The organism is Halocatena salina (assembly GCF_023115355.1).
Lineage (GTDB): Archaea > Halobacteriota > Halobacteria > Halobacteriales > Haloarculaceae > Halocatena > Halocatena salina.
In genome coordinates this window covers 1569248-1594464 of sequence record NZ_CP096019.1, presented here as the reverse complement: position 1 = coordinate 1594464, position 25217 = coordinate 1569248, and the positions used below count along the sequence as shown (strand labels likewise).

Annotated in this window: 25 protein-coding genes; 10 read left to right on the top strand and 15 right to left on the bottom strand. The window is 58.2% G+C overall.

Translation table 11 applies throughout. The features are described from left to right. Nucleotide 1 precedes the first annotated feature (1 nt). A complete protein-coding gene (locus MW046_RS08170) occupies nucleotides 2-1390 on the bottom strand; it encodes a bifunctional metallophosphatase/5'-nucleotidase (protein ID WP_247992624.1) in 1389 nt (462 codons plus the stop codon). Between the two features lie 87 nt (nucleotides 1391-1477). On the opposite strand from MW046_RS08170, the gene MW046_RS08165 reads away from it, so the two are divergent. Continuing rightward, nucleotides 1478-1948, top strand: a complete 471-nt coding sequence (locus MW046_RS08165) for a hypothetical protein (RefSeq protein ID WP_247992623.1) — start codon at nucleotides 1478-1480, stop codon at nucleotides 1946-1948. Between the two features lie 20 nt (nucleotides 1949-1968). Here MW046_RS08165 and MW046_RS08160 read toward each other — a convergent pair whose 3' ends face one another. The 7 genes from MW046_RS08160 to MW046_RS08130 all read right to left on the bottom strand — a co-directional run bounded on the left by MW046_RS08160 (nucleotide 1969) and on the right by MW046_RS08130 (nucleotide 9691). Beyond that, nucleotides 1969-2433: a VanZ family protein gene (locus tag MW046_RS08160; protein ID WP_247992622.1), complete on the bottom strand. Its 465-nt coding sequence runs from the start codon at nucleotides 2431-2433 to the stop codon at nucleotides 1969-1971. 60 nt (nucleotides 2434-2493) lie between these two features. Next, the gene (locus MW046_RS08155; protein WP_247992621.1) at nucleotides 2494-3729 is read right to left on the bottom strand and encodes a potassium channel family protein; all 1236 of its coding nucleotides are present in this window, start codon (nucleotides 3727-3729) and stop codon (nucleotides 2494-2496) included. Nucleotides 3730-3811: 82 nt separating this feature from the next. Further along, nucleotides 3812-4633: a carboxylating nicotinate-nucleotide diphosphorylase gene (nadC, locus tag MW046_RS08150; RefSeq protein WP_247992620.1), complete on the bottom strand. Its 822-nt coding sequence runs from the start codon at nucleotides 4631-4633 to the stop codon at nucleotides 3812-3814. Further along, a complete protein-coding gene (locus MW046_RS08145) occupies nucleotides 4623-6119 on the bottom strand; it encodes an L-aspartate oxidase (protein WP_247992619.1) in 1497 nt (498 codons plus the stop codon). Before MW046_RS08145 ends, nadC begins: the two co-directional genes overlap by 11 nt. Nucleotides 6120-6125: 6 nt before the next feature. Next, nucleotides 6126-7262: a quinolinate synthase NadA gene (nadA, locus tag MW046_RS08140; RefSeq protein ID WP_368411321.1), complete on the bottom strand. Its 1137-nt coding sequence runs from the start codon at nucleotides 7260-7262 to the stop codon at nucleotides 6126-6128. Nucleotides 7263-7554: 292 nt separating this feature from the next. Then, nucleotides 7555-8103: a hypothetical protein gene (locus MW046_RS08135; RefSeq protein ID WP_247992618.1), complete on the bottom strand. Its 549-nt coding sequence runs from the start codon at nucleotides 8101-8103 to the stop codon at nucleotides 7555-7557. Nucleotides 8104-8164: 61 nt separating this feature from the next. Next, nucleotides 8165-9691, bottom strand: coding sequence for an amidohydrolase (locus MW046_RS08130; protein WP_247992617.1), 1527 nt, complete (start codon nucleotides 9689-9691; stop codon nucleotides 8165-8167). Nucleotides 9692-9888: 197 nt separating this feature from the next. Between MW046_RS08130 and hmgA the strand changes: the two genes are divergently transcribed. Continuing rightward, nucleotides 9889-11100: a hydroxymethylglutaryl-CoA reductase (NADPH) gene (gene hmgA / locus MW046_RS08125; RefSeq protein WP_247992616.1), complete on the top strand. Its 1212-nt coding sequence runs from the start codon at nucleotides 9889-9891 to the stop codon at nucleotides 11098-11100. A 19-nt stretch (nucleotides 11101-11119) separates the two neighbouring features. Here hmgA and MW046_RS08120 read toward each other — a convergent pair whose 3' ends face one another. Genes MW046_RS08120 through MW046_RS08110 form a run of 3 tightly spaced genes read right to left on the bottom strand, consistent with a single transcriptional unit; the run spans nucleotide 11120 to nucleotide 12735 of the window. After that, nucleotides 11120-11845: a methyltransferase domain-containing protein gene (locus tag MW046_RS08120; protein ID WP_368411320.1), complete on the bottom strand. Its 726-nt coding sequence runs from the start codon at nucleotides 11843-11845 to the stop codon at nucleotides 11120-11122. After that, a complete protein-coding gene (locus tag MW046_RS08115) occupies nucleotides 11842-12201 on the bottom strand; it encodes a nascent polypeptide-associated complex protein (RefSeq protein WP_247992615.1) in 360 nt (119 codons plus the stop codon). Before MW046_RS08115 ends, MW046_RS08120 begins: the two co-directional genes overlap by 4 nt. 39 nt (nucleotides 12202-12240) lie before the next feature. Further along, complete coding sequence (locus tag MW046_RS08110) at nucleotides 12241-12735, bottom strand: PUA domain-containing protein (protein WP_247992614.1); 495 nt, start codon at nucleotides 12733-12735, stop codon at nucleotides 12241-12243. A gap of 125 nt (nucleotides 12736-12860) precedes the next feature. Between MW046_RS08110 and MW046_RS08105 the strand changes: the two genes are divergently transcribed. After that, entirely contained in the window at nucleotides 12861-13040 is a 180-nt protein-coding gene (locus tag MW046_RS08105; RefSeq protein ID WP_247992613.1) for a hypothetical protein, read from the top strand. A gap of 16 nt (nucleotides 13041-13056) precedes the next feature. Here MW046_RS08105 and glnA2 read toward each other — a convergent pair whose 3' ends face one another. After that, nucleotides 13057-14388 (bottom strand): gamma-glutamylputrescine synthetase, encoded by a 1332-nt coding sequence (gene glnA2, locus MW046_RS08100; RefSeq protein WP_247992612.1) that lies wholly within the window; start codon nucleotides 14386-14388, stop codon nucleotides 13057-13059. A gap of 114 nt (nucleotides 14389-14502) precedes the next feature. Here glnA2 and MW046_RS08095 point away from each other — a divergent pair, with 114 nt between their 5' ends. Further along, complete coding sequence (locus MW046_RS08095; RefSeq protein ID WP_247992611.1) at nucleotides 14503-16350, top strand: IucA/IucC family protein; 1848 nt, start codon at nucleotides 14503-14505, stop codon at nucleotides 16348-16350. On the opposite strand, the gene MW046_RS08090 is transcribed toward MW046_RS08095, so the two are convergent. The 3 genes from MW046_RS08090 to MW046_RS08080 all read right to left on the bottom strand — a co-directional run bounded on the left by MW046_RS08090 (nucleotide 16347) and on the right by MW046_RS08080 (nucleotide 18908). After that, entirely contained in the window at nucleotides 16347-16532 is a 186-nt protein-coding gene (locus tag MW046_RS08090; protein ID WP_247992610.1) for a DUF7333 family protein, read from the bottom strand. The two genes, MW046_RS08095 and MW046_RS08090, sit on opposite strands and share 4 nt — an antisense overlap. A gap of 41 nt (nucleotides 16533-16573) precedes the next feature. Continuing rightward, a complete protein-coding gene (locus MW046_RS08085; protein WP_247992609.1) occupies nucleotides 16574-17413 on the bottom strand; it encodes an aldo/keto reductase in 840 nt (279 codons plus the stop codon). Nucleotides 17414-17534: 121 nt separating this feature from the next. Next, nucleotides 17535-18908: a geranylgeranyl reductase family protein gene (locus MW046_RS08080; protein ID WP_247992608.1), complete on the bottom strand. Its 1374-nt coding sequence runs from the start codon at nucleotides 18906-18908 to the stop codon at nucleotides 17535-17537. A gap of 379 nt (nucleotides 18909-19287) precedes the next feature. Here MW046_RS08080 and MW046_RS08075 point away from each other — a divergent pair, with 379 nt between their 5' ends. The 6 genes from MW046_RS08075 to MW046_RS08050 all read left to right on the top strand — a co-directional run bounded on the left by MW046_RS08075 (nucleotide 19288) and on the right by MW046_RS08050 (nucleotide 25216). After that, nucleotides 19288-19575, top strand: a complete 288-nt coding sequence (locus tag MW046_RS08075; protein WP_247992607.1) for a hypothetical protein — start codon at nucleotides 19288-19290, stop codon at nucleotides 19573-19575. Between the two features lie 408 nt (nucleotides 19576-19983). Further along, complete coding sequence (locus MW046_RS08070) at nucleotides 19984-21144, top strand: DUF7973 family transport facilitator (RefSeq protein WP_247992606.1); 1161 nt, start codon at nucleotides 19984-19986, stop codon at nucleotides 21142-21144. Nucleotides 21145-21183: 39 nt separating this feature from the next. Continuing rightward, a complete protein-coding gene (locus MW046_RS08065) occupies nucleotides 21184-21330 on the top strand; it encodes a hypothetical protein (RefSeq protein ID WP_247992605.1) in 147 nt (48 codons plus the stop codon). Beyond that, a complete protein-coding gene (locus MW046_RS08060; protein WP_247992604.1) occupies nucleotides 21327-21917 on the top strand; it encodes a DJ-1/PfpI family protein in 591 nt (196 codons plus the stop codon). Before MW046_RS08065 ends, MW046_RS08060 begins: the two co-directional genes overlap by 4 nt. Before the next feature lie 256 nt (nucleotides 21918-22173). Next, nucleotides 22174-24147, top strand: coding sequence for a GmrSD restriction endonuclease domain-containing protein (locus MW046_RS08055; RefSeq protein ID WP_247992603.1), 1974 nt, complete (start codon nucleotides 22174-22176; stop codon nucleotides 24145-24147). A gap of 205 nt (nucleotides 24148-24352) precedes the next feature. Beyond that, nucleotides 24353-25216, top strand: a complete 864-nt coding sequence (locus MW046_RS08050; protein WP_247992602.1) for a DUF7351 domain-containing protein — start codon at nucleotides 24353-24355, stop codon at nucleotides 25214-25216. The last annotated feature ends 1 nt before the right edge of the window (nucleotide 25217 follow it).

Here is a 25217-nt window from a genome sequence, read left to right as displayed (position 1 = left end):
GTTATTCCGCCGGGAGGTGCACTGTTTCGAGACCGTGGCGCGTGATGCGGTCCTCGCGCGTCGGCCTAATCCCCTGTGCTCGGGCGTATTCAGCGAGCAGTTCGTACTGTAGCCCGACCGATTCGGTCTCCGCTTCGATGTTGAACGAGCGCACGAGGTTTTCGGGTGCGGCAACGCAGTAGAACGCCGACGAATCGATCGGCTCACTATCCACGGTGGCCGCGGCTAGCTCCCGTGTTTCATAATCGAACGTCACCGACCCACCACTCAGGTGGATATGCCAGAACGCGGGCTGTGCGGGATACACGATCTCTCCACCGGAGGTGAGCACGTCACGAAGTGTCGTTCCCGTGATAGTCGTTGTCACAACCTCCATGTCGAACGGGACGATGCTGATGAGATCCGCAACCGTCACGTCGCCGGACAGGGCCGGGCCGCCTCGCATTCCTGCGCTGTGCTGGAGACCGATCGTCGCGCCGGTGGCCCACCGGTAGGCGTCGGTCACGAAGTTTCCGAGCCGAGATTCGCCGTGAAACCGGTCCGACAGCGATCGATCGATCGGTTCGTCGACCGTGGCAACGGTCTCGTCCACCCCGGCTGTGGTTCGCAGCTCTCGAAAGGTCCGTTCGATATCCGGCTTTGGCGGGAACTCCGCGACAGCGTGGTGGGTGGCCGTCCATCCTTCATCGTACCGCAGTTCGGCGATATCCATCCCCTCGCCAGACGTTCGCACCACCAACGTGCCGTCAACGCGATCGATTCGGGGCTGATCGTGTGTGTGGCCGTCACAGATCACGTCGATGTCGACTGCCACTGCAAGATCGTCCACTTCTCCTAAACCGTGATCCTCTGACTCACCGAGATGGGAGAGACAAACGACGTGATCGACGGACTGCTCCCGTAGCCGCTCAACCGCGTCGACGGCGGCACTGATCGGATCCGTTACCGACAACGATCGCGCTCCAGGTGATTTCTCCGCCGTCTTGGGATGGGCAAGCCCGAACAACCCAACGCGGTGGCCAGCCCGTTCGATCACCGTCCACGGAATGATCCCAGTCTCGTGGCCGAACCGTTCCTCGTCAGCCATCACGTTCGCACACAGCCATGTCTGTGGCGACTGGCGAACTACCGACAACAGCGTCTCCTGTCCGTAGTCAAAATCGTGATTGCCCAGCGTATCGACGTCCGGCTCGATCGTGTCGAAAAACGCGAGTGCCTGCTGGCCCTCGGTACGGAGCGCGAGCGCACCGGGTGCGACGTTGTCGCCAGCACCGAGGAGAAGGGTGGTCTCGTCCCGAAGCGAGGCGATCGCATCCCCCAAACGGGCGATCCGCTCTGGATCGTCGTACGTCGCCTCGATGTCAGCGTAATGAACCACACGAAGCGTCATCGCTACCGTCTGCTAACGATACGACGATAAGTCGTTTGGTCGACCGATCTCCCAAACATATTTATCATTTATTGATAATATGATCGCATGGATCGACGGACGATGCTCGGCGTCGTATCCGGGGTGGTACTACCGATCACGGGCTGTCTGTCGACGTTCGAATCGGAGGCTGAAACGGGAGTCGTCCTGTCGGAACTGTTAGTCGAGAACGCGAGCGACACGGCGCGAACGGTGACGGTGGTGGTGCTGTACGACGGGACCACGGTCCACTCACAAGAGTACGACGTAGGTCCAAAGGAGGGGACGGTGCTCGGTGGGACGGTGATCGACATCCGGCCTCCGGAACAGCCGGTCGATCTCGAAATCCGAGCGGCGATGGGCGAGCAGATCCGACTGTTCGAGCCGGCCGAACCGGACGATACGACGTGTATCAAGGTGCACGTCTGGATCGAACGCAGCGGGAGATTGACGTTCCTATCAAGCAGCGAAGAGGCGAACTGTCTGGATCCTACTCCGACGAAAACGGAACCGGGGGTGTTTCCGGGCGTTCGTGAGTAACACCGTCGAACCGCCAGCGATCACTCGGTTCGAGGGACGAACTCGGCGACGTCGGTCAGCCACCACCAGCAAAGCCCCATCAACGACGCGCCGATCGTGTTCGCCAAAAAATCGACGGTTTCCACGCTGCGACTGGCGACATTCCCTTGGAGGAGTTCAAGCACTGTCCCATACACGACGGCAACGACGACACACCCGACGAGTCGCCGCTGGCTCTCGCTGTCGGTCGGTGCGACGACCGCGTACGCCAACGACGCGGTCAAACCTCCGTACGCCATCCCGTGGGCGTACGTGGCCGTTTCGAACCATCCGAGCGGGCCGATATCGATGCCGAACGGCCCGTGTGAGACCGGTCCTCCGTCCGCCTCCAGTCCGACCGTCGCTGCGTCGGCCACCGTAAACACACAGATGGTAACGGCGATCACTACCACCAACCCGTACCGAACCCACGACGACGCGAGAGGTAACTGTCGCTTTTTACTCATATACCTGTACTATCATAATTAGATAAATATTTTTTGTGTTCAACTGATTATGGTTAGTTGTCACTCGCTCGTCATCGCTTCGAGCCGATCGCTTCCGGCCCGGGTCCCCTTTGCGATGATCACGTCGCCAGCTTTGAGCCGCGTGTCGGGACCGGGCGAAACGATCCACTCGGCGTTCTCGCCGGTGCCGCGCCGCACGGCGATCACCCGCATTCCGGTTTTGGTGCTCACCAACTGGTCGCCGAGCGTTTCGTCGTCGAGCGTGCTGTCGGGATCGATCTCCAGCCGAGTGATGATCTCGACGCTCTCCTCGACGGCGGCAGTAACCACGGGATGGGTGTCCAATCCCCGGAGCACACCGTCGCTGATTTCGAGGGCAGCGTCGGAGATGACTTCCGAAGATTGGGCGAGATGCACCAGCCCACGGAGGCTGACGGTGTCATCGACACGGCTCGCCGCCCGGAGCGTCCACGCCTCGAACCGCGATTGGAGCGCGTCCACTTCGATTTCGAGCTCTCGGACTTCCCGAGCGACCGCCCGGTTGTCGAACAGCACGGCTCCGTAGGCCAGATCGACCGCGAGTTCACTCATGTTCTTCATGAGGACGATAGAATCGACGGCACGCCCGACGTCCTCGATCTCCATCTTGGGAGGATCAGGAGTAGGATACTCCCGGCCAGTCACTTCGGTGTACACCGTATCGATTCCCTCCTCGGGACCCCGAAGCAACAGCACGTCACCGGCTTTAGGCTCCGTTTGTCGGTCGGGGTTCAACAACCACTCCCCCTGACGACGGAGCGCGATGACCCGCACGCCGGTTTCGGTTTCGAGGTTACGGTCACCGAGGGTCCGGCCGACGAGATCCGAGTTCTCGGCGAGTTCGATGCTTACCAACGTCTCGAGCGCTTCGGGCAGCGCCCCACGAACGGCGTCGGGCAGCCCGATTTCCTCGGTAACGATCTTTGCGATGTCCCCTGCCGCGTCGCTGATCTTCTCGGTCGCCGCTACGACGCCGAGCACCGGTGCGAGTGCCTCGGCATCGGAAGGGTTTCGAGCCGCCATCAAGAGGCTCATCCGTGCTTTCAGTTGGAGCACGTCCATCCGCTGTTCGAGCGTCAGCACCTCTTGGGCGACCGACTGACTCCCGAACAACACCGACGAGTACGACAGATCAATCAGCAGTTCTGCCGTGTCCTTCATCTCCGAGAGGAGATGCTTCACCCCCACCGGCTCGTACTCGACCGCACCCGGCTCGACGCCGGTTCGATCCCCGTTTTCGTCCCGATCATCCTCCATGCATGTAGTTCTCTCGGCCGATGCGAAAAAGGATACTGACGAGACGGTCAGCGAAGCGAGATCATCAGGATGACCGATCAGTTCATGACTGCTCGGTCCGGAACGAGAAATCACGGGCTGGCGCGCTGTGGGTCAGCGAACCCATGGAGATGATGTCGACACCTGTCGCTGCGTACGCGGGCACGTCGTCGATCGTGATCCCACCGCTGGTCTCGCTTATCACGTCGTCCGGCAGCGTCGAAACCCCTTGTTCGACTTCCTCGGGAGCCATGTTGTCGAACAGGACGACGTCAGCCCCGGCGTCTGCGGCGCGTGCGCCATCGGCTGGCGTTTCGACTTCCACCTCGACTTGTGTTGCGAACGACGCCCGCTGACTCAGCCGGTCGATCGCCCGCTCCAGTCCCAGCTCGGCGATGTGGTTGTCCTTCACCATCACCATATGGGAGAGATCGAGGCGGTGGGTGTCGCCGCCACCGGCAGCGACGGCGCGTTTTTCGAGTCCGCGTAAGCCGGGTGTCGTTTTTCGAGTGCCGGCGATCCGTACCGAAGAGGACACCTCTCGGGCGGCGTCGACAGCTGCACGGGTCCGCGTTGCGACGCCCGAAGCATGGGCCACGACGTTGACGGCGGTGCGCTCGCCTTGGAGCACCGCTGTGGCCGGCCCGGTCACCGTCAACACGGGCGTTCCGGGATCGACGGCCGTTCCGACTTCGACAGTCGATCGGACGGACAGATCGGTATCGAGATGCTCGAACACCGCGGTTGCGGCGTCCAACCCAGCGACGACGGCGGGTTCGGTAGCAACCAGCCGTCCCCTCGTCTCGCCAGGCACGTCGTTCGTCACGTCGTGATGACCGATGTCCTCGGCCAGCCACGCTTCGATCTGGTTTCGTCTAATCAACATTGGCTGTTGGTTCCTCCGCGAGGTAGTGACAGCCGGTCGATGTCGGGTTGTCGGCGGCGGCACGGGCGATGAGCAGCGCGGTCACGCTTTTCCCTCGGAGTTCGTATAAGTCGCGCGACGTTCGAGTCCGGGTGTAGGCGTCGACTTCGCCCTTCAGCCGCCGTAGCGCTGCCGTCGCTCGTTTGAGTCCCGCATGGGTCCGTTCGAGTCCGACGTGTTCGGACATCACCCGATGGAGCCGCACCGATTTCTCCGCTCCGAATCGCTCGGGGAGTGCCGGATCCCGATCAAGCAGATCGGGGACCTCGATGCGCTGAGGATCGAAACCGGTAGCGGCTCGGCCAGCGCGCAATCCCCACACCAACCCCTCGAGTAGACTCGTGCTGGCCAAACGGTTCGCGCCGTGGACACCGGTCCGGGAGCATTCACCCACCGCGAACAGCCGGTCGAGTGAAGTTCGGCCGTCGCTGTCGACAGCGATACCGCCACAGAGGAAGTGTTCGGCAGGAGCGACCGGAATCCCCGCCTGCCAGTCGACACCGTGGGAGTCACACAGCGCCACGAGATCGGGAAACGCCTCCGAGAAGGCGAGTGGCGACACGTCGAGTCTCACACCTCCCGTCTGCTCGCGCTCGCGGGCAACCGCACGCGCGACAACATCTCGTGGCGCGAGTTCGGCGTCGGCGTGGTAGTCGGGCATGAACCGTTCGCCGTCGGCGTTACACAACAGTGCGCCCTCTCCGCGAACGGCCTCGCTCACGAGGAACGGCTCGCCTTCGGTACAGACCGTCGGGTGAAACTGTACGTATTCCATGTCACGCACGTCCGCGCCCGCGAGCGCTGCCATGGCGATCCCATCGCCGGTTGCGCCGTCGGGGTTCGTGGATTCGGGATAGAGCGCACCGATGCCTCCTGTTGCCAGAACGGTGGTTCCCGCGAAGATGGGTTCGACGTCGCCGTCGGATTCGAGATACGCCCCGTGAACGCGTCCTTCGTGAGTGAGTAGGTCGAGCGCGGCCGTATCCTGATGAATAGTGACCGAATCGAGACCTGCGAGATGGGAGAGAAACGGACCGAGGATGTGACGGCCCGTGCTCGCGTCGACGTGAAGGATGCGCCGCTTCGAATGGGCAGCTTCGCGCCCATACTCATAGCCACTTCCGTTGGCATCGAACGGGACGTCGAGCGTCTCGAACAGCACGTCTTCGATGGCACTGCGGGCGTTCTCGACGAGCACATCGACGGCCTCGGGTTCGGCGGTGTCGTCGCTGGCCGTGCGGATGTCTCGTTTGAACGCGGCGGGGTCCGTCCGCGTAACGGCGATTCCGCCTTGGGCCCACCACGACGTCGCTTCCTCCGGTTCGCTGGCCTTCGTGACCAGCGTGACCTGTGCGCCGTTGCGGGCAGCAGCAAGCGCTGTCGCACAGCCCGCGATCCCGCTGCCGACGACCAACACGTCAGTCATCGATTCGATTGACAACGACATCCGCGATCACACCTCCAACATCCGATCGAGTGCGACCTGTGCCAGTTCCGTCTCCTCGGGCGCGACCGAAATGACGTTCCGCTCGTGGCCAGCCACCAACTCTTCGAGCACCCACGTCAGATAGTTGGGGTCGATCTGGCGCATCGCGTTACAGTCCATACACGCATCTCCACACAACGGCAACACGTTCACGTCGGGATGCCACCGCTGGAGGTGGTTGGTGAGGTGGATCTCCGTCCCGATAGCCCACGTCTCGCCGGGGTCAGCGTTGGCAACCGTCTCACAGATCGTCGACGTGCTCCCCGCAACGTCGGCAGCGTCCACGACTTCCCGGCGACATTCGGGGTGAACGATGACATTAGCGTTGGGATAGTCTTCACGCACCGACTCAACGTGGTCGACGCGGAACCGTTCGTGGACTTGACAGTAGCCGTCCCAGAGAACCACGTCGGCCGCTTCGATCTCCGCGTCGGTGGTCGTGTTCTCGGGATCCCACGGGTCCCACTCCACGATGCTGTCCTCTAGTCCGATCCGGTTGGCTGTGTTCTCCCCGAGGTGTTTATCCGGGAGAAACAGCACCTTGTCGCCGCGTTCTAACGCCCACTCGAAGGCGTGATGGGCGTTCGAGGAGGTACACACTAGCCCACCCTGTTCGGCACAGAACGCCTTCAGGTCCGCATACGAGTTCATGTACGTGATCGGAACGATGTCGGCGTCGGGGACCACATCGGTGATCTGTGCCCATGCCGAATCGACTTGTAAGGCCTCTGCCATCCCTGCCATCGGACAGGACGCCTCCATCGACGGCAGGATCACCGTCTGATCGTCGTCAGTGATGATGTCGGCGCTTTCGGCCATGAACGTCACCCCACAGAACACCACGTACGGCGCGTCCGCGTTCGCCGCGCGCTTACTCAGCTCATAGGAGTCACCGATGAAATCGGCGTGTTCGACGATCTCTCGGCGCTGATAGTTGTGCCCGAGAACGATCACGTCATCACCCAGTTCTGAACGAGCTGCCTCGATGCGATCGGTCCGGTCTGCCTCGGACAGATCACGATACGCCGGCGGGAGGCGTTCGAGGTTATCGTATTTGAACAGACTGAGTTCCGTCTCGAACCCCGTAGTTTCCATTTCTGCCATTGGTCGGCACCGAAGTTACTAGTTCAAGGATGGTACGTATTGATAAACTTTTTTCTTCAAAAGCAAGGATCGTAGGCGATCCTTTCCAATATACCTGTTGTTTCAACTGTATAAATCTTCTGTTGTGAGTGCAAACGACGGGCCAGTTGCTCTGTTTGTGACACCGGTAGCTTTGGTGTGAAGCTAACAGCGTGTCCGTCTCGTATCGGAGTCTCAGTCGTTAGAAGGAGGCAGTGGCGAGAGCAATGCTCTCGCCGTCAGCGTCGAACGCTCCACCTCCCTGACCCTACGTTTATGAGTTTATGTGATCGACAGCCCGTCGTGTGCCAGCTCCGATAGCGACACTGACACCTATTCCGAAGGCGACTGTGATGAGTAGTGGCACAAAATCGATTCCAGCTGGGTTATAACTAGGAACTAGATTAAAATAGAGCCAGATACTCAACGAGAGTTTCAGTCCGAGTACGGCCATGACAGGCAGTAGGGCACTCACGAGGAGACCGTCGTTGAGGTAGGCGCTGACGAGTGCTAGGGTGTCTGCCATGATCGGGATAGACGGCACAATCAACAGAAACGTGAATGGAAGACCTTCGTACACCGGAAAGCTCGTGTACACCACAAAACTCGCGAAGAAAATAGCACCAGCGAGGACGAGAAACCGTCGTGTCAGCTGTCGGTCGCGGCCGAAGAGAACTGATGAGTATGCAGTAGCTTCATCCGGCCTCGTTTGACTCAACCTCTTTAAGAAGAAAAGCCGGTTCTGAACGGTCGTCCTCCTCCCCGATGTATTCGATTCGACAGGAGGACGAACCCCGTACATCATAATCTCGCGGTCAGTCACAAAGACCGCTCCCGACACTGGAGCAAAAATACGGTCGAGTTGTCCACGAAACACCCCTGCCTTAGCTGTAGACGACCCGACCGTCCACGATCGTGTGAGTAACCGCAATATCAGCGATCGCGTCGGGAGCGATCTCCCACGGTGACCGGTCGAGTGCGACGAGATCGGCGCAGTTCCCGGGTTCGATGGTGCCCAGCCGATGCTCGTCGAAGCCGGCGTACGCCGCGCCAGCGGTGTACGCCCGGAGGGCTTCGGTGATGGTGAGCCGTTGCTGTTCGGCGGGAGCCGTGACGGTTTGCTCGACGCCAAAGAGCGGATCGAGCGGCATGCAGTCGCTGCCAAACGCCAGCGGAACTCCTGCATCGAGTAGCGCGCGATACTGATTTGTCCGTCGGGTGCGCTCGCGGCCGATGCGGTCCTCGTACAGCCCGTCCTCGCGTGCCCATTTGAGGAAATTCGGCTGAACTGAGGCGACGACACCCATCTCGGCGAACTGTTCGAGCAGCGGCTCCGACAGGAGTTCGGCGTGTTCGATACGGTGGCGGCTGCCGCTGGGATCGTCGGTCGCCTCGTAGCTGTCGAGTACCGTTTCGACGGCTCGGTCACCGATCGCGTGGACACAACACTGGTGGTCTCCTTCATTCGCGCGCGTGACGATCTCTCGGAGCTGCTCGGGACCCGTGACCCACTGACCGGTGGCCCCGTTTTCGTACGGCTCGGCGAGTTGGGCAGTTCGACCGCCGAAACTCCCATCCGTGTAGCTTTTGACACCACCCACACGGACGAACTCGCTGCCGTGGTTCGTGACGGTGCCGAGCTCGTCCAGTGCGTCGAGGTGATCGCTCCAGTAGTTGATACGCACACGGAGTTCGAGTTGGTCTGCCCGATCGAGTTCCCGGTACACCCGTGGGGCGGCCGACCAGCGCACCATGTCATGGACGCCGGTGACGCCGAGTTCGTGGGCGCAATCCCGGGCCGCCGTGATGAGATCGTGCATCCGCTCACGGCCGGGCGCGGTGTCGCGGCGAACGACCGAAAGCGCATCCTCTACGACGACGCCCGTCGGTTCGCCTCCCGACCGCCGAACGTCGTCAACCGGCATGTCGGATCCGTAGCGTTCGAGGGCGACCGAGTTGAGGCTCCCCGTGTGGAGGTCCTCGCGGAACGCGACGACCGGGCGCTCCTCACTCACACGATCGAGATCGTCGCGGCACAACAGTCGGTCCTCATTCCACGCGCTTTCATCGTAGCCGTAGCCGAGCACCCACCCCGTCGCCGTCCGCTCGCGTTCCTCACACAACAGCGCGACAGCCTCCTCGATGGAATCCGCAGCCGAGAGGTCCGCGTGAACGAGTCGGCAGCCGAGCTGCTCCATGTGCGTATGGGCGTCGATGAATCCCGGCAGGAGTACATCGCCATCGAGATCGATGACCGTTGTGTCGATCCCTTCGAGAAAGCCGATCTCATACTGACGCCCGATGCGGACGATTTTCCCGTCGCGGACGGCGAGCGCTTCATGGGTCTCGTCGGGATCGGTGAGCGTGTGGATCTCTGCGTTGGTCACGATCAGGTCTGCGGAATCGGTCATACCACCACGGTGGGGGGAACGAGCAAAAATATGAGGGGCAGTTCACGACAACAGTGTATCTCTTTCGACCAGCTCGATTCGGTATGGACCGAGAGGGAAACGTGATCTCGAACAGGTGTGTCGGTGTGCTTGCTGGGGAACTGCTCGTTCGAAGCGACAACAACGGGTCTTAGTCACTCGGGAGATAGAATTCCGGTATGTCTGCACCAGAAACGCTCGCGGATCGTGTGCTGTCGGGTGACCTCGCGTTACACGAACTCGAAGCCCACGCGGACGCCGACACCGCGGTCGAGGCGCGCCGTCGGCTCATCGCACAAGAGACCGACACTGATCTCTCGGCGCTCGGTGCGTACGCCTTCGACGCCGGTGATGCTCAATCGAACATCGAGAACATGGTCGGCGCGGTACAGATTCCCGTCGGCGTAGCCGGGCCGCTCACCGTTGATGGGTCAAGTGCGAGCGGAACGGCGTATCTCCCGCTCGCCACCACGGAAGGCGCGCTGGTCGCCTCGGTGAACCGGGGCTGTTCGGCGATCCAGGCCGCCGGAGGGGCCAATGCCCGGGTGTTCCAGTCGAAAATGACTCGTGCCCCCGTGTTTCGTGTCGAGAACGTCCACGAAGCCGGGACGGTCGCCTCGTGGGTGCGTGAAAACGAAGCGAAACTTGCGGCGGCGGCGGCCGAGACGACCGACCACGGCGAGCTGCTAGATGTGACGCCGTACGTCGTCGGCGATTCAGTGTTTCTCCGGTTTGGCTACGACACCAAAGACGCGATGGGAATGAACATGGCCACCATCGCAACGGAAGCGGCCTGTGAGCTACTTGAAGAAGAAACTCCCGCAGATCTGGTAGCACTCTCGGGCAACCTCTGCTCAGACAAAAAGCCCGCTGCGATCAACGCGGTCGAGGGTCGGGGCCGCACGGTCGGCGCGGACGTCGTGCTCACCCGCGAGCAGGTCGAAGACCGGTTCGGCACGACGCCGGAAGCGATCGAAGAAGCCAACACCCGCAAAAACCTCGTCGGCAGCGCCAAGGCGGGGAGTTTGGGATTCAACGCCCACGCCGCAAACGTCGTTGCCGCCGTGTTCCTCGCAACCGGACAGGACGCTGCTCAGGTCGTAGAGGGTGGCAACGCCATCACGACCGTCGACGTGCGCGGAGACGAACTGTACGCGAGTGTGACGATCGCCAGCCTCGACGTCGGGACAGTCGGCGGCGGAACGAAGCTACCGACTCAGAACGAAGCACTCGACATCCTCGGCGTGCGCGGTGGCGGGGATCCCCCCGGAACGAACGCCGACGCGTTCGCAGAACGCATTGCTGTGGGCGCGCTCGCGGGTGAGCTCTCGTTGCTCGGCGCGCTCGCCGCCGACAACCTCGCGTCCGCCCACGAACAGCTCGGACGGTAACCACATAACGTGGACTAGTTCAAGCGCGCGCGAACACGAGATACCCGGTGTGGCCGACGCCAGCCGTCGATGGGCGGGTTCCGCGGTCGTCGATATCCATCGTTCGTTGGATCGTCTCGTAGGTTTCGATGTTCTGAAAGCCAGCCGATCGGGCGGTCTCGACGACGTTTCGGGTTCCTTCGACGAAAGGAACGTACGCGGAAACGAATCCTCCCGAGACGAGCAGCTCGGGCGCTCGTCTGATGACGCTGGGTGCGTCGCGGGTGTCGAGTGTGATGAGATCGAACGGATCGCCGGCACACAGATCATCGATCGCCTCGGTCACGTCCCCGGTGCGAACGTCGACGGCGTCCTCGACACCGGCAACCGCCATGTTCTCGCGGGCGACGTCGGCGAAGTCGGGATCCGTTTCGTAGGTGACGACGGTCGCACCCGCCCGGGCGAGGTAGGCGCTCAGCACGCCCGTCCCTGTCCCGGCGTCGAGCACCCGATCGCTGCCACTGACGCCGGTGTGACCCATCACCAATCCGATGTCGCGGGGCATCATCGGAGCCCCGGTGCGCTCGAAATGCGCGAAGAGATCCGGTCCACGGAGTGCGCGTGCCTTAAACGCCGTGCCGAGATGTGTCTCGACGGTGTCGCCGGGCGAGACATCGTCCGGCACCTCCAGGACACCGAGGTCGGTTTCGAGCGTCTCACCCGGTGCGAGGAGGTACTCCCGATCCTCGTAAACGAGGAGGATCACTCCAGTCGGGACACCGCAGCCGCGAGGTCACCGTCCTCGGCTTCGAGTGCCTCACGGGCCTCATCCGTGCTGACGCCCGTCCGCTGGACGACGATCTCGACGTCGTCCTCGGGAATCGCCTCACGACCGTCCTCGGCGGTGTCGTCTGAGGTATCGCGGGTATCGGGTTCACCGACGATCTGGTACGTGGCCTGGCCCTGCGCAGAAATGCGCTGTACCTCCGGCGACGTAAAGACGAGGTCCTCATCCGCCGTTCGAATGATTACCTCTTCAGCGTCGATATCTGACGTGTCGATTCCCATCTGTTCCATCATCTGTTGCATCTTGCGCGGATCGAGACCGCCTCCACCAAACATACGTAGTTCGAACGGCGGAAACGGCAAAAGCGTACTGCTCTATGGTTCCGATCGGATCGCTTGCTCCGAGAAACTATCACGAACCGAAACGGCGACACCGGTGTGAAAATCCGTCATGGCGCTGGCAGACAGTTCAGCCCGACCGACGGCGAGCAGCGTCTCAGCACACGTGATGAGCACCTCATCGCCGGGGCGGACGTCGTCATCGACGTCCCGGACGAACTTCGCAAACGCGTTTTTCCCGTCTGTGACGAACGGAACGCTCTCGTCTCCAACCCGCACGATCGGCCGTCCGAGCGCCGCAAACAGCCGGCGTCCACCCTCGATCCCGAGCGTGAATCGACCGTCCACACCGTAGGAGACGATCCGTCGACCCTCGTGGGGACCCCCGTCACACGTTATCTGTTGGGGCCGCCCGGAAGAGGTTCGGACCACCGACAGCGTCTCAGCAGCCGGAAACAGCGCTCGCCCAGCACCGCTTCCAAACTGGTAGTCGGCAATAGTCCGAAGACGCTCGCGTTCTCCCCCGTCCATACCCACCATCCGACCCGGCGAATGAAAACCCTCTCGACACGAGGAGGGGACGAACATCACGAACGACCCTGTCGTTTCGCTTGGTTTGATGACGCTTATGGGGATGTGGACGATAGTTAGCGGTGATGAAAACGGAGAAACAACGATTAGGAGTTGGGGGACTCCTTCTGGCCGTCAGCACCGCCCTGATCATCGGTATTGCCATGACGAACGCCATCCCGTCGGCGTTCGCGGGCGTCGCTTCGCTCACGATGGCGGCTGGCGCGCTCATCGTGGGCCTTTCCGAAGACGACGCTGGCGTGTGAATCGCCTGTAAACCCCTCAATACACGTTTCTGAGTCGATCGCGCTCCCACGTAGCTGCGCTTTCTGTAAACGCTTCCCAATGGCTCCGTTTCACGTCGAGATACGTTTGGTACAGTTCCGCTCCGAGAGCGTTTCGCAACACGCGATCGTCCGCCAACGCGGTAAGAGCCTCTCGAAGCGTCGTCGGAAGGCGTTCGATCCCCCGTCGATCCCGTTCGTCCACGGATAGATTTCCGGGATCACTGTCAAGCGGTTCGGGCGGTGATAGCTCGCGCTTGATCCCGTCGAGACCGGCAGCGAGCAGTCCTATCAACGCGATGTATGGATTCGCGGTGTTGTCTGCGGCCCGGTATTCGATGCGGACGGCGTCGGTGGCACCGGCAGCGTGACCCGGGACCCGCACCAACGCCTCTCGGTTACCGTACCCCCAACACGTGAACGCTGTGGCACCGACCTGTGGACGGAGCCGGGCATACGAGTTGACCGTGCCCGCCGTCAACGCCGTCAGCCCGGGAGCGTGTTCGAGTACGCCCGCGATGAACGACGCTGCCGTCTCACTGATCCCGTCCGAACCGGCAAACCGATTGTTCGATCCGTCCCACAGCGAACAGTGGATGTGACAGCCGTTCGTCGAGTGCGTTGCCGGCTTGGGAAGGAACGTGGCTTGATACCCGTGGGTCGCCGCGACGCTCTCGACGGTCTCTTTGAACAACACGTGTTCGTCGGCAGCGGTGAGTGCCGGTCCGTGATCGAGGACGATCTCGTGTTTCCCGGCACCCCATTCGGGGTAATACTTCCCGACGGAGATCCCTTGGTCGGCAAGCGCGTCTCGGACAGCAAGCACGAACTCGTGGGTGTCGCGGGTAGACGCGGTCGCGTACGCGCCGCGTCCGTCCGTCGGAACGAGTTCGTCCTCCTTCTCGGCGAGGAGATGAAACTCGCTTTCGAACGCGACTGATGGGACGAGATCCGCCGACGCTATCGTCTCAATGAGCGAGCTGAGGGTGGTTCGTGGGTCGGCGGCCCATGGACTGTCCGCAAGCGTCCGCACGTCACAGAGCATTCCCCCACACCGATCCGCGTACGGTAACGTCCGGAACGTCGCCGGGTCCGGACGGAGCAACACCTCTCCAGCGGCATCGAACCGGCCGTCTTTCTTTCTAAAGCCGAGTGCGTTGTACGCGTGTACCAGCTTTGACGCTGGAACTCCCTCGTCTATCGCGGTTGCAATGTCGTCCGCAGCGACCGATTGTGCGCGGACCACGCCGTTGGGAGTGACGAACAGCAACCGGACCAGATCGATGTCCTCGGTCTCACACCGCCGTGCGATGTCCGAACTCGTGGGCATGTGACGAACAAACGGGAACGACACGGGAGGGTATTCCGAAACGTACGGGGTATAGCACCGTTCTGGTCGGGCGAGACTCAAGAGCAACCGCGTTCAACACGTTTCATAGATACCATGAACGTACCAGACACGATCCGAGATGAAGACGTGTGGATCACGGTGAACCGTCGGCTGCTCCGGAAAATGCTGTCGGAGTTCATGTACGAGGAGCTGATCGATCCGAAACCGATCGAATCGATCGGGACCGAGTCGGGAGGGACGCGCTACCGGCTATCGTTGCGGGGAGGCGTCGACTACCGATTCGACGCCGAACGACGGCTGTTCGACAGCTACAGGGTGCTTCCCGGCACCGTGTTTCGTCGCGAGAATGGGGCATGGAGCCGTCCGGACGACGCCGTGAAACTGCTGATGGACGCACAGACACACATCGGCGTCTCCGATCGCACGCTGGGGTATCTCGTCCGGGAGTACAACAACACGCTGCTCGCAGACGCTACTCTGGAACGTCGAACCGCCACGCGAGAGGACGACGAACGGATCGTCGACATGGAGTATGCAGCGATCGAAGGGGAGATGACCGGCCATCCGTGGTTCACGTACAACAAAGGGCGGGTCGGATTCAGCTACGAAGAGTATCTCGACTACGCGCCCGAGATGAAACGGCCACAGACGCTGTCGTGGATCGCTGCTCACCGCGACCGCGCGACGTTCTCGGCGCTCGATCCGATCGATCACGAGTCGTTGCTCCGCGCGGAACTCGGCCAACAGTACGCAGTGTTCGCTGATCGACTGCTCGAACAGGGACTCGACCCAGCGAACTACTACTTGTTCCCCGTCCACGACTGGCAGTGGACACACAGCATCGTGCCGTTTTTCGCGGGCGAGATTGCCACTGACGCCATCGTTCCGGTGGGCAAGGGACTGGACGAGTATCTCCCACAGCAGTCGATCCGAACCGTGACGAACGTCGACGCACCCGAGAAACATCACGTCAAACTCCCGCTTCGCATTCTAAACACCAACGTCTACCGAGGGATCCTTGGAGAGCAAGCTAGAGCCGCTCCAGAAGTGACGGCGTTCGTCAAAGACGTACGCGATCACGATCGATTCCTTCGCGAGGAGTGTGAGCTGTTGCTCCCGGGGGAAATCGCTAGCGTCTGTTACGACCACCCGGCGCTCTCAAGACTCGACGACGCACCCTATCAGTTCCACGAACTGCTGGGCTGTGTCTGGCGGGAAAGCGTCGAAGGGATGCTCGAACCGACCGAGCGACCAGTGACGCTGGCCGCGTTGTTCCACGAAGACATCGATGGAACGCCGATTCTCACGGAGTTCGTCGAACGCTCGCCGCTCTCGATGGAGTCGTGGCTGGAGGAACTGTTCGAAGTGCTGTTGTTTCCTTTGTGTCATTACCTCTATCGGTACGGAACCGTGTTCATGCCCCATGGGACGAACGTGGTGCTCGTGCTCGAAAACGGCGTTCCGACTCGGATCGCGCTCACAGACTTCGTTGATGAGGTTGCGATCACCGATCGGCCGCTTCCGGAACTGGACGAGCGATTGGACGAGACGCTCCGAGCGGACGATCGGTACAAACACCACATCCTCCATCAGCTCCCACCCGAAGACCTCTGTCAACACATCTTCGGAACCCTGTTCATCTGCGTGCTTAGATACGTCTCGGAGCTACTCGAACGACAAGAAGGATACGACGAACATCGGTTTTGGACGCAGGTCCGGGCGACGATCGAGAGATATCACGCTCGATTCCCCGAACACCGAGCTCGGTTCGAAACGTTCGATCTGTTCAAACCGGAGTTTACGAAACTCTGTCTCAACCGAAACCGAATCCTCGATCACGGCTACGACGATTACACCACGCGCCCGAAAGTGACCGGACACGGAACGGTGTCGAACGCGCTGTACACCGTCGCCGAGCGTGAACGACCAGGCAAGGATTAACGCGTCGCGCGGAACTCCCCGTGTTTGACGCCGATATAGAAGGTGAGAACACCGAAGACGATGAGGCCGACACTGACCATCGCCGAGACGTTGGTCGGCATCGGACTGGTGAACGTCCCACCGAGTAGGACGACCAGTAGTATGACGAACGATCCGATCGCTTTGGGCTGATCGAATTCCATACGAACCGTTCGAACGAGACCGAAATAACGGTTCAGGGTCGTTACCAGCTATCGGGAGCGAACGAAGGATTGATCTGTCGCTCTTTTCGGTCGATGTCGTCGATGGTTTGGACGTCCGCAGGATCGAGATCGAGCGTGGCTGCCCCTAGGTTGTCGCGGAGGTGGTCCGGGCCGGTCGCTTTGGGGATGGCGGTAATCCCGTGTTCGTTCAACCACGCGAGGCTCACTTGGGCTTCGCTGACGCCGTGTTTCCGTGCCACTTCCTCGATTTCGGGAACGTCAAACACGGCTCCACGGGCGAGCGGTGAGTACGCGACGAGTTCGATACCGGCGTCCGCACAGTACTCCCGCAGCCGTTCTTGCTGGAACAGGGGATGACACTCGACCTGAAGGGCGAAGATCGGCACGTCGGAGACCGAACGAGCCTCCTCGATCAGTTCAGGGGTGAAGTTGCTCAGGCCAACCCGTTCGATCGCCCCGGTATCGACGAGTTCAGCGAATCCGTCCATGGTTGCCTCGGCATCGTACGATCCGGCAGGCCAATGGGGGTACAACAGATCGACCGAATCAACACTGAGTCGATCGAGACTAGCTTGGGTCGATTCGACGATGGTATCGCGGTCGAGTTGGTCATACCAGAGTTTCGTTGCAAGGAACACCTCGTCTCGATCGACGGCCGACGATCGAATCCCTTCGCCGACGCTCGTCTCGTTGTCGTAGGCCTGAGCGGTATCGATGTATCGGTAGCCCATCTCTAAGGCCGTACTGACGGTCTCGACACACTGGTCGGGATCGTCGTTCTGCCAGGTGCCCAGTCCGAGCATCGGCATCCCGTTGGTGGTGTCGACGCTCTCGGGGGTGAGATTCGATTCCTCAGACATATACGACTCTTCGACGGACTACTCAAAAGGAGTTGTGGACGCGAATGCATCCACATCCCACGGGACCGATGACCACGAACGGGTCAAACCACCGTACTCGAAACAGCTCGAAACGAGCGGCTCAGTACTTAGACTCGGCACCGGTGATCTCGTACACTTCATCTAGCAACTCATCACGAGTCTGGACCCACTGATCGAAGTCGTCGATGCTCGTAGGATAGTCGTCGTACACCTCTTTGAGTTCGCTACTCTTTCTGTTTACACGCCACAGGTCGTACAACATATCCCAGTGGCCGACCGTCTTTGCAGCGGTTTTGACCTTCGTAACGAGACCCATCGACGTCGAGCCGCTTTTGGCGACCGTTTCAGCGAAGTGGCCAGCCGGAAGTTTCGTGATCACGTCGAGGATCTCGTCCAGATCAGTCGCACCACCCCAGATGTTGTACAGATCCATCGCGGCAAACTTCTTCCCGAAGTCGGTCATGACACGGTGGTTGTACTCCCACAGCGCGTCTTCGTCGTCGGGCACACCATCAGAAATCGCCTCAACGGCTGCTTGTGCAGCCCAGTGACCGGCCTTAGCCGCGCCCGGAATGCCACCACCTGTGATCGGATTGACGTGGCCAGCAGCGTCACCGACCGCAAGATAACCGGGGGCGACCGCCGAATCGTACGGCCGCCGGGTCGGAAGCGCCGCTCCGAGTTTGTCCTTGACGCGGGCACCAGCGAACTCCGCCCGTTCTTTGAGATCCGATTTGAGTACTTCGACGAGCTTCATCGGCGGCTTGTTCATCTGAAAGCCCAGTCCAACGTTGATCTCCGTGGCCGATCGCGGGAAATACCACAGATAGCCGAGCTCTTCTGTCGGTTTGAACACGAGCGTGTCGGTCCACTCAACCGGCTTTTCGAGCTCAATGACCTCGCGGTAGGCCGAACAGAACTGCGAATAATTCACGTTGGTGTCGAACGACGTGTTCGAAAAATCGGCCTTGTCCTGCAGCAACGAGAGAGCACCCGCAGCGTCGATCACGATGTCAGCCTCGTAGTTAGTTACGGAGCCGTTCCGGGTGGCTTTGACGCCCTGAACGACCGAATCCTGAATGACGTCGTGAACGACCGTCTCGTACTGTACGTCCGCGCCGATCCGGGAGGCCTCTTCGAGGAGTACCTCTCCGTAGCGTTTGCGATCAACGACGGCACCCGTTACACCACCGAATCCGATGTCCATCGATTCACCGCTCTGGGGGTTCTCGAACCGAGCTCGGGTGATGCCATCGTTGGTAAACGACTCCTCCCGGAGATACTCCAAGTCGATCGTGTTCGGGAACGAACTTTTTCCCTTTATCGCATCGCCACACGCGATGTGGCCGGCGTCGCCCTCGGATTTGCGTTCTAGCAGTGCAACCGAGTGGCCCTCGTTAGCAACGGCCGCTGCAGCGAACGCACCCGCCGTCCCACCGCCGACGACGACCACGTCGTAGGCTTCCGCAGACATGTATCCCGATTACGGGCCTCTCCATAAAAATCGGTCGTATACAGCCTGTTCGTGGCCCATTACCCAAACTTACGTTCCAAACACATCACCAACGATACAAACCAATCTATTGATATTATGTTATAGGGTGAGCACACTGATCAGTACAGAGGTTATTCTCCGAACGAGCAGCGCGGCGCGAGGGGATGATCCGATCGCTCCGCTCGTATTTCCACTCAGAAAATTTTATAACTAAAGATATGTTTATATAACTGAGAGCTGTCTAAGAGACAGCGTCCCGACCGCCACGAAGCAGAGTGACAGCTGCGCCACCTCAAACGACTACTTCAGCTGTGAGTAAATTATTTCCCCTTGGAGTGCAGAGGGTGATGGTATGTGTGTGCGGGTCAAACTGAACGGTGTGTTAACGTTGCGCGCTGGCGTCGAGGAATCGAGCGTCCACATCTCCGAGCGCGCGACGACCATCGATGTGGTCGAGGCGTTATCACGGGAGTGTGGGCCACAGGTACGGCCAGCGCTGCTCAAAGGCGACCGTCTCCGGTCTGACACCGTCGCTGTTCGTGAATCTTCAGAATCGATACAGCGACTGTCGAGCGATAGCCGCGTTGAGCCGGGCGATACGCTCCGGTTCCAGTTCGAAGATCCCGATCAGCAACTCTACGCGTGATCGATCGTTCGATCAACCGCTTGTTCTGACCGACAGCAGTATTACGCAAACACGAAATTGACATCCTTGTCCTGAGGCTGCGCAGAAGGACGTTTATTAACTGTACTTACGATCGAAGCCCAGAGAGTCGTCATTTCCTCGATATCAAACATTTGTTTGATTCTTCAAAAAAATAAATGCGTGTTCGTTCAACATTCTAACGCAGCACATTCCAGAGACGCCAAAGCGGTACGTATGCGTTAGCGGTGCCGTATCCCACTGCTTGCGCTTTGGCGCTCATTAAGGAAGGACACGCACCTTCAATCGAATGATCGAAACTACGCAACCAGTATGATCGAAACCACACGACGCCACAGAAGACAGCTGGACAGTTCACAACGCGACCTATCGACGACGGAGGTGCCGTAGATGCCACTCGAAGCCATCGGAACGTTGGATCCACCGACCCTACTGCTTCCGTTTCAGGCCCCACCGATCGATCCGTTTGCACCCCCATCGGAGAGCGGATACAGCGCCGTACTCATCGTCGTAATCGCCGTGATCGCCGCGCTAGGTGGTGGTGCCTTCGGGGCGTCGATCGGTGCGCTCCCGGCATTCGCCTTTTGTGGGTTCATGACGATCGCGGGAGCCGTCGCCACAGCGATCGGTCTCGAAGGTGCCTCAGCATCGCTGTACGTCGCGGCGTTCGGTCCGTTGTTCGGACCACACGTAGCGTTCGCCGGGGGTGCAGCAGCACACGCGTACGCGGCAAAATACCACCCAGAACTACAGGAACAAGACGGATGGGGATACCACCCTGCGAAGAACATCCTGATTCCGACGGGGACCAATCCGAAAATACTCGCTGTTGGTGCGCTGTTCGGGGCTGGCGGCCAGCTGTTGAAGATGGGAACGGACTTCGTGACCGGCACGCAGGCAAACCTCGGGTTCGCACACATCGCTTGGGTCGTCGTTTTCTCGGCGTTCGTCCACCGAGCCGTCTTCGGCTATTCACTCGTCGGTGATCGTCAGAAGGTAGCCAGACGCGTCGGGTCGACCGTTGGGGGAACATCGTGGCTCTCGTTCGACATCGATGAAGCAGAGCCACACCTTCCCTGGCAGTTCAACTGGGGAGAGGTACTTTTTATCGGGGGACTCCTCGGTCTCATCAGCGGATACGTCACTGTCATCACACAGAGCCCGTGGGTGATGTTCGGTATTTCTGCGGCGACGTTGCTCTTTCTCTGTAATGACTATGGACTGCGCCCTAATACCGACCGTTCGGGAACGCCTGTGACGCACCATATCACGTTGCCAGCCTCGGTCGCAGCCCACGCCGTGTTCTTTCATATGCAGAGTACACCGGTGAATCCACTCGTGTACGCGACGTTCTGGGCACTCGTATTCGGCGTCGTCGGTGCGTTTTTCCGTGAACTCACGGAACGGCTGTTCTATGCATGGGGTGATACCCACCTCGATCCGCCCGCCTTTAGCATCACCATTACGGTCATTCTCCTCGTGCTCCTCTCGAACCTCGGGATCATCGGCGCACCTAACGCCTACCAGAGCATCCCGTTCCATCCCTTCTGAACTCGAAACAGCCACGTCACGGCGAGACTTCCGTTCGACGTGTCTCGAGTTCACAGAGCTACGCTGGAGACGCTGACTGTCGATCCGCTGGCCATCGGTGATTCGGCGTTGGAGATCGATCGACAGCCATCAGATTTCACGGAGATCCAAAATTATTTCGAGCCACCGACTGACCGACGAATGTGAGTGAGACGAGGATTCAAATCGTTCTCTTCGATGGCTTCGACGAGTTGGATGCGATCGGTCCCTACGAGGTGTTCGACACCGCAGCCCGACTGGGCGCGGCGCTGACAGTGGAACTCGTCACGCTGGCGAACACGGAGACGGTGACAGCCAATCACGGGTTGCGTGTCGAACCAGATAGGACACTCGGGAAGCCAGACCTGTTGCTCATTCCGGGTGGGGGTTGGAACGACGACCGAGGTGGTGTGCGCGAGCAGGTCGCTCGCGGCGAGCTTCCGGAGGTGGTCGCCGAATTGCACGCTGCGGGGACGACAGTGGCGTCGGTTTGTACTGGGAGCATGATTCTGGCCCACGCAGGCGTACTCGATGGTCGGCCCGCGACCACCCACGCGGGAGCGATCGACGAGCTAGACGAATCGTTCGAATCCGTCGAGAGCCGAACGGAACGCGTGGTCGACGATGGATCGGTGCTCACCTGTGGCGGCGTCACGTCGGGGCTTGATCTCTCCTTGCAGCTGGTCGAACGGATCGCGGACGAGGGAACCGCCGACAGAGTGGCAACGAGGATCGAGTACGATCGCTCGGACTGAGCATAATCGCTCGATTGGTATGGGCTGCCCGCAGCCATCTGGATGGTTGGGGACATGAACACGTGTGTGCTCCATGCTGGCGTTCTCATACATCCACTCACAGCGTATACTACAATTCATAATATCAATGAAACACATTATAGATGACGGAAAATATAAAATAGTAATGTAATAATGGAATATAATACTATAGATATAAGATGGGATATGGTAATGATATAGAAAGAAATAAAAAGTTAAGTAGCTAGTCGAGTCTATGGACGGAAATCCCGATGATAATTTCTCTCTTTCGTCTGTTTTTAGTCAATCGTACTTTATTATCCCAGATTATCAGAGAGACTACGCATGGGAGACATCGCATGTTAACGATCTTCTTGAAGACATTGAATTCATATATAAACAAAACCAGAATAATGGAGATGGAGAGAAGGTTAGTCATTATTTTGGTACAGTTGTACTAGAAGAGCGTGAATCAGTCGAACCTACGGATTTTGAAGATTATACTAAATTTGCAATAGTTGATGGTCAACAGAGGCTTGCGACGATTACCATCGTTATCTCAACTATTATAGAGGAGATGAAAAGTATCGTATCGGACGATATTAGTGATAATATGATATCAGATATTAATGAGCGCAGTGACGATATCCGGAATAGTTATGTGGAATATGAAAATATACCGAGACTCAGACTCGGAGGATTAGCTGAAGATGTATACAAGAAAACTATTATAGATGGTCAGAAAATTAATGAGGTATCTCAGAATTCTGACTTGGTAGAGACAGAGAGAAGGATACTCAATACAAAGAAGTCAACTATTTCAAAGATTTCTGAGTGGAAAAACGAAAAATGTAACGGGGGTGAAAATCCTGCATCCTATTACAAATTCCTCAAGAAAATTATAGGTATAATGACAAATAGGTTTGAAGTGAATGTAAAAGTGGTAGAAGACGTGGATGAAGCAGCTAGAATGTTTAAAGTGATAAACAATAGAGGGAGAGGGCTAAACCTACATGACAAGGTTCGTAGTCATCTTGTCTACTGCGCATCCCAGTCCCACGATATCAAGTCCAAACGCATATATACCATATTTAATAATATTATAAGGAATATTACAATACATGATGGTTTTTCTGATGCCGATATTGATAAGCTTGTGAGGCTGCATTGGGCAGTATTCACAAGTGAGCGATCAGATACGCGCTCAAAACGTAAAGGACCAATAAAGATACATAGAAGACTCTCTGATCTAGACGACTACGCAAGTGTCCAGAGAGATAGCTTTGAAAAATTCATAAAGCCATATGTTAAATCATTAGAAAACTTTTCAAAACATTACCCGTATCTGACCGACAGAGATAAATTCGCTGAAAAATATTCCAGCAAATCAAATACGAAAGATAATAGACTGGGAGAAACATCTAAAAAAATACAATTGCTGTTCATGCGTCCGGCACAAACTGGGGTCGCACCTTTACTCATAGCAGCAGCCGAAAAATTCGGTGTTGGTTCAGAAGAATTCGCCAATTTAACATCTGAACTGGAGAAGCTTGTGTTCAGGTACAGTCTTGTAATGTCTAATGGCCATAATAGGTATTCAAATATGCTGCAATCGATAGCTAATGATTTATACTGGTCAGATATAAGTGATAGAAATATAGAGAGAATTTTCGAGTCAGATTCACAAAGATATTGTGGATACCAATCTAAAGAATTAGGAATAACAAAGGCAGTTGATCGTATTGTGAAAAAAAGAGAACGAATGGCATCTATTGATGATGTTATTTCTGAGTATCTCTCGGAGGGGGATATATTAGACGGAGAATTCACATCTGGCTGGGGTGGCATAAGAAATAATGAGGTTGTAAAATATATTATGTATGAATATGAATGGTCACTCAGACAAAAGTCGGGACGATTATCACTATCGCCGTACCATGAATTTCGACGGAACTTTCAAGTGGAGCATTTGGTTCCGAAAAATGCAGAAGTAGGCCACAAGTTAGATAACCACGAGCAGAATAAGAATAGAATTGGCAATTTAGCCATTCTTAGTTCAGAAGAAAATAATGAAAAAAATAACCAGCCATATAAAAATAAATATCATAGCATATATAAAAGATCGTCACTAAAGGTATTGCGAGACCTCAACGAAGACAAATTCACTATAAATAATATCGAGCATAGGGAAGAAAAGATTTTTTCATTTATTCGGAGTAGGTGGGGATAGACACACTAATGTATTAAATTCACACTATACTATATCCATAAAATTTTAATTTTGTTTTGCTTGTATACGAGTACATGGCAGAGTATCTCCAACTGTACGGTGGGGCCCGGAAGCGACTACACCGCCCTCCAAGCAGAACGAATGGTAAGTATGACTACTGATGCAAAAAAGCGGACTTAATTCCTGCCAGCGTCGTAAGGGTGGTATGGCCGACACAGCCCTCCCGAGCGAAGCGTTCCAATCTCTCGGGAACGAGATCCGGACGCGGGTACTCACGGCGTTGTTGGAGGCGGACGGACCGGTGACGCTATCGTTTTCGGAGCTATCCGAGGCAAGCGGCGCTGACACCACGGCGGGATTCGCCTACCACCTCCGGCAGCTCACGGATCACTACCTCCGTGAGACCGAGGCTGGCTATACACTCACCGACGCAGGAATCCGGATCGCCCGCGCGATCGAATCGGGGATGTACACCGAAAGCGTCGACCGCGATCCGATCGAAATCGAAGATCCCTGTCCGTTCTGTGCGGATCACGCGCTCGTCGCCACCGCGAGTGACAACACCGTCACGATGCACTGTCAATCGTGTGAACGGAAAGTACTCCGGCTGCCGTTCCCGCCGAGTGGCCACCGAACTCACCCTGACGAGGTGTTTCCGGACGCGCTAGATCGGCTCTACCGTCATCGTGTTTCCCTGATGAGTGCCGGAAGCTGTCCGGAGTGTGGTGGCAAAACGAACGCTCGGGTCGGATACGCGGACGTCGACGTCGATCCCGAGACCACCGAGCCGGACCGAGCACAGCTCCACCTCGACTGTGCGGGGTGTGGGTACACGCTGGACTGTCCGGTAACGCTGGCCGTGCTCGATCATCCCGCAGTCGTTTCCTTTTATCACACCCATGGTGAGGATGTCCGCGACCGTCCGATCTGGAACGTCGGTCAGGAGTGGCGAGAGACAGTTCTGTCGGACGATCCGTGGTGTGTGAGCGTTTCGGCTGAAATCGACGAGGAGGAGTTAGAACTGCTCGTCGGACGGGATGGAACAGTCGTTTCGGTGTTCGAGCGGTGAT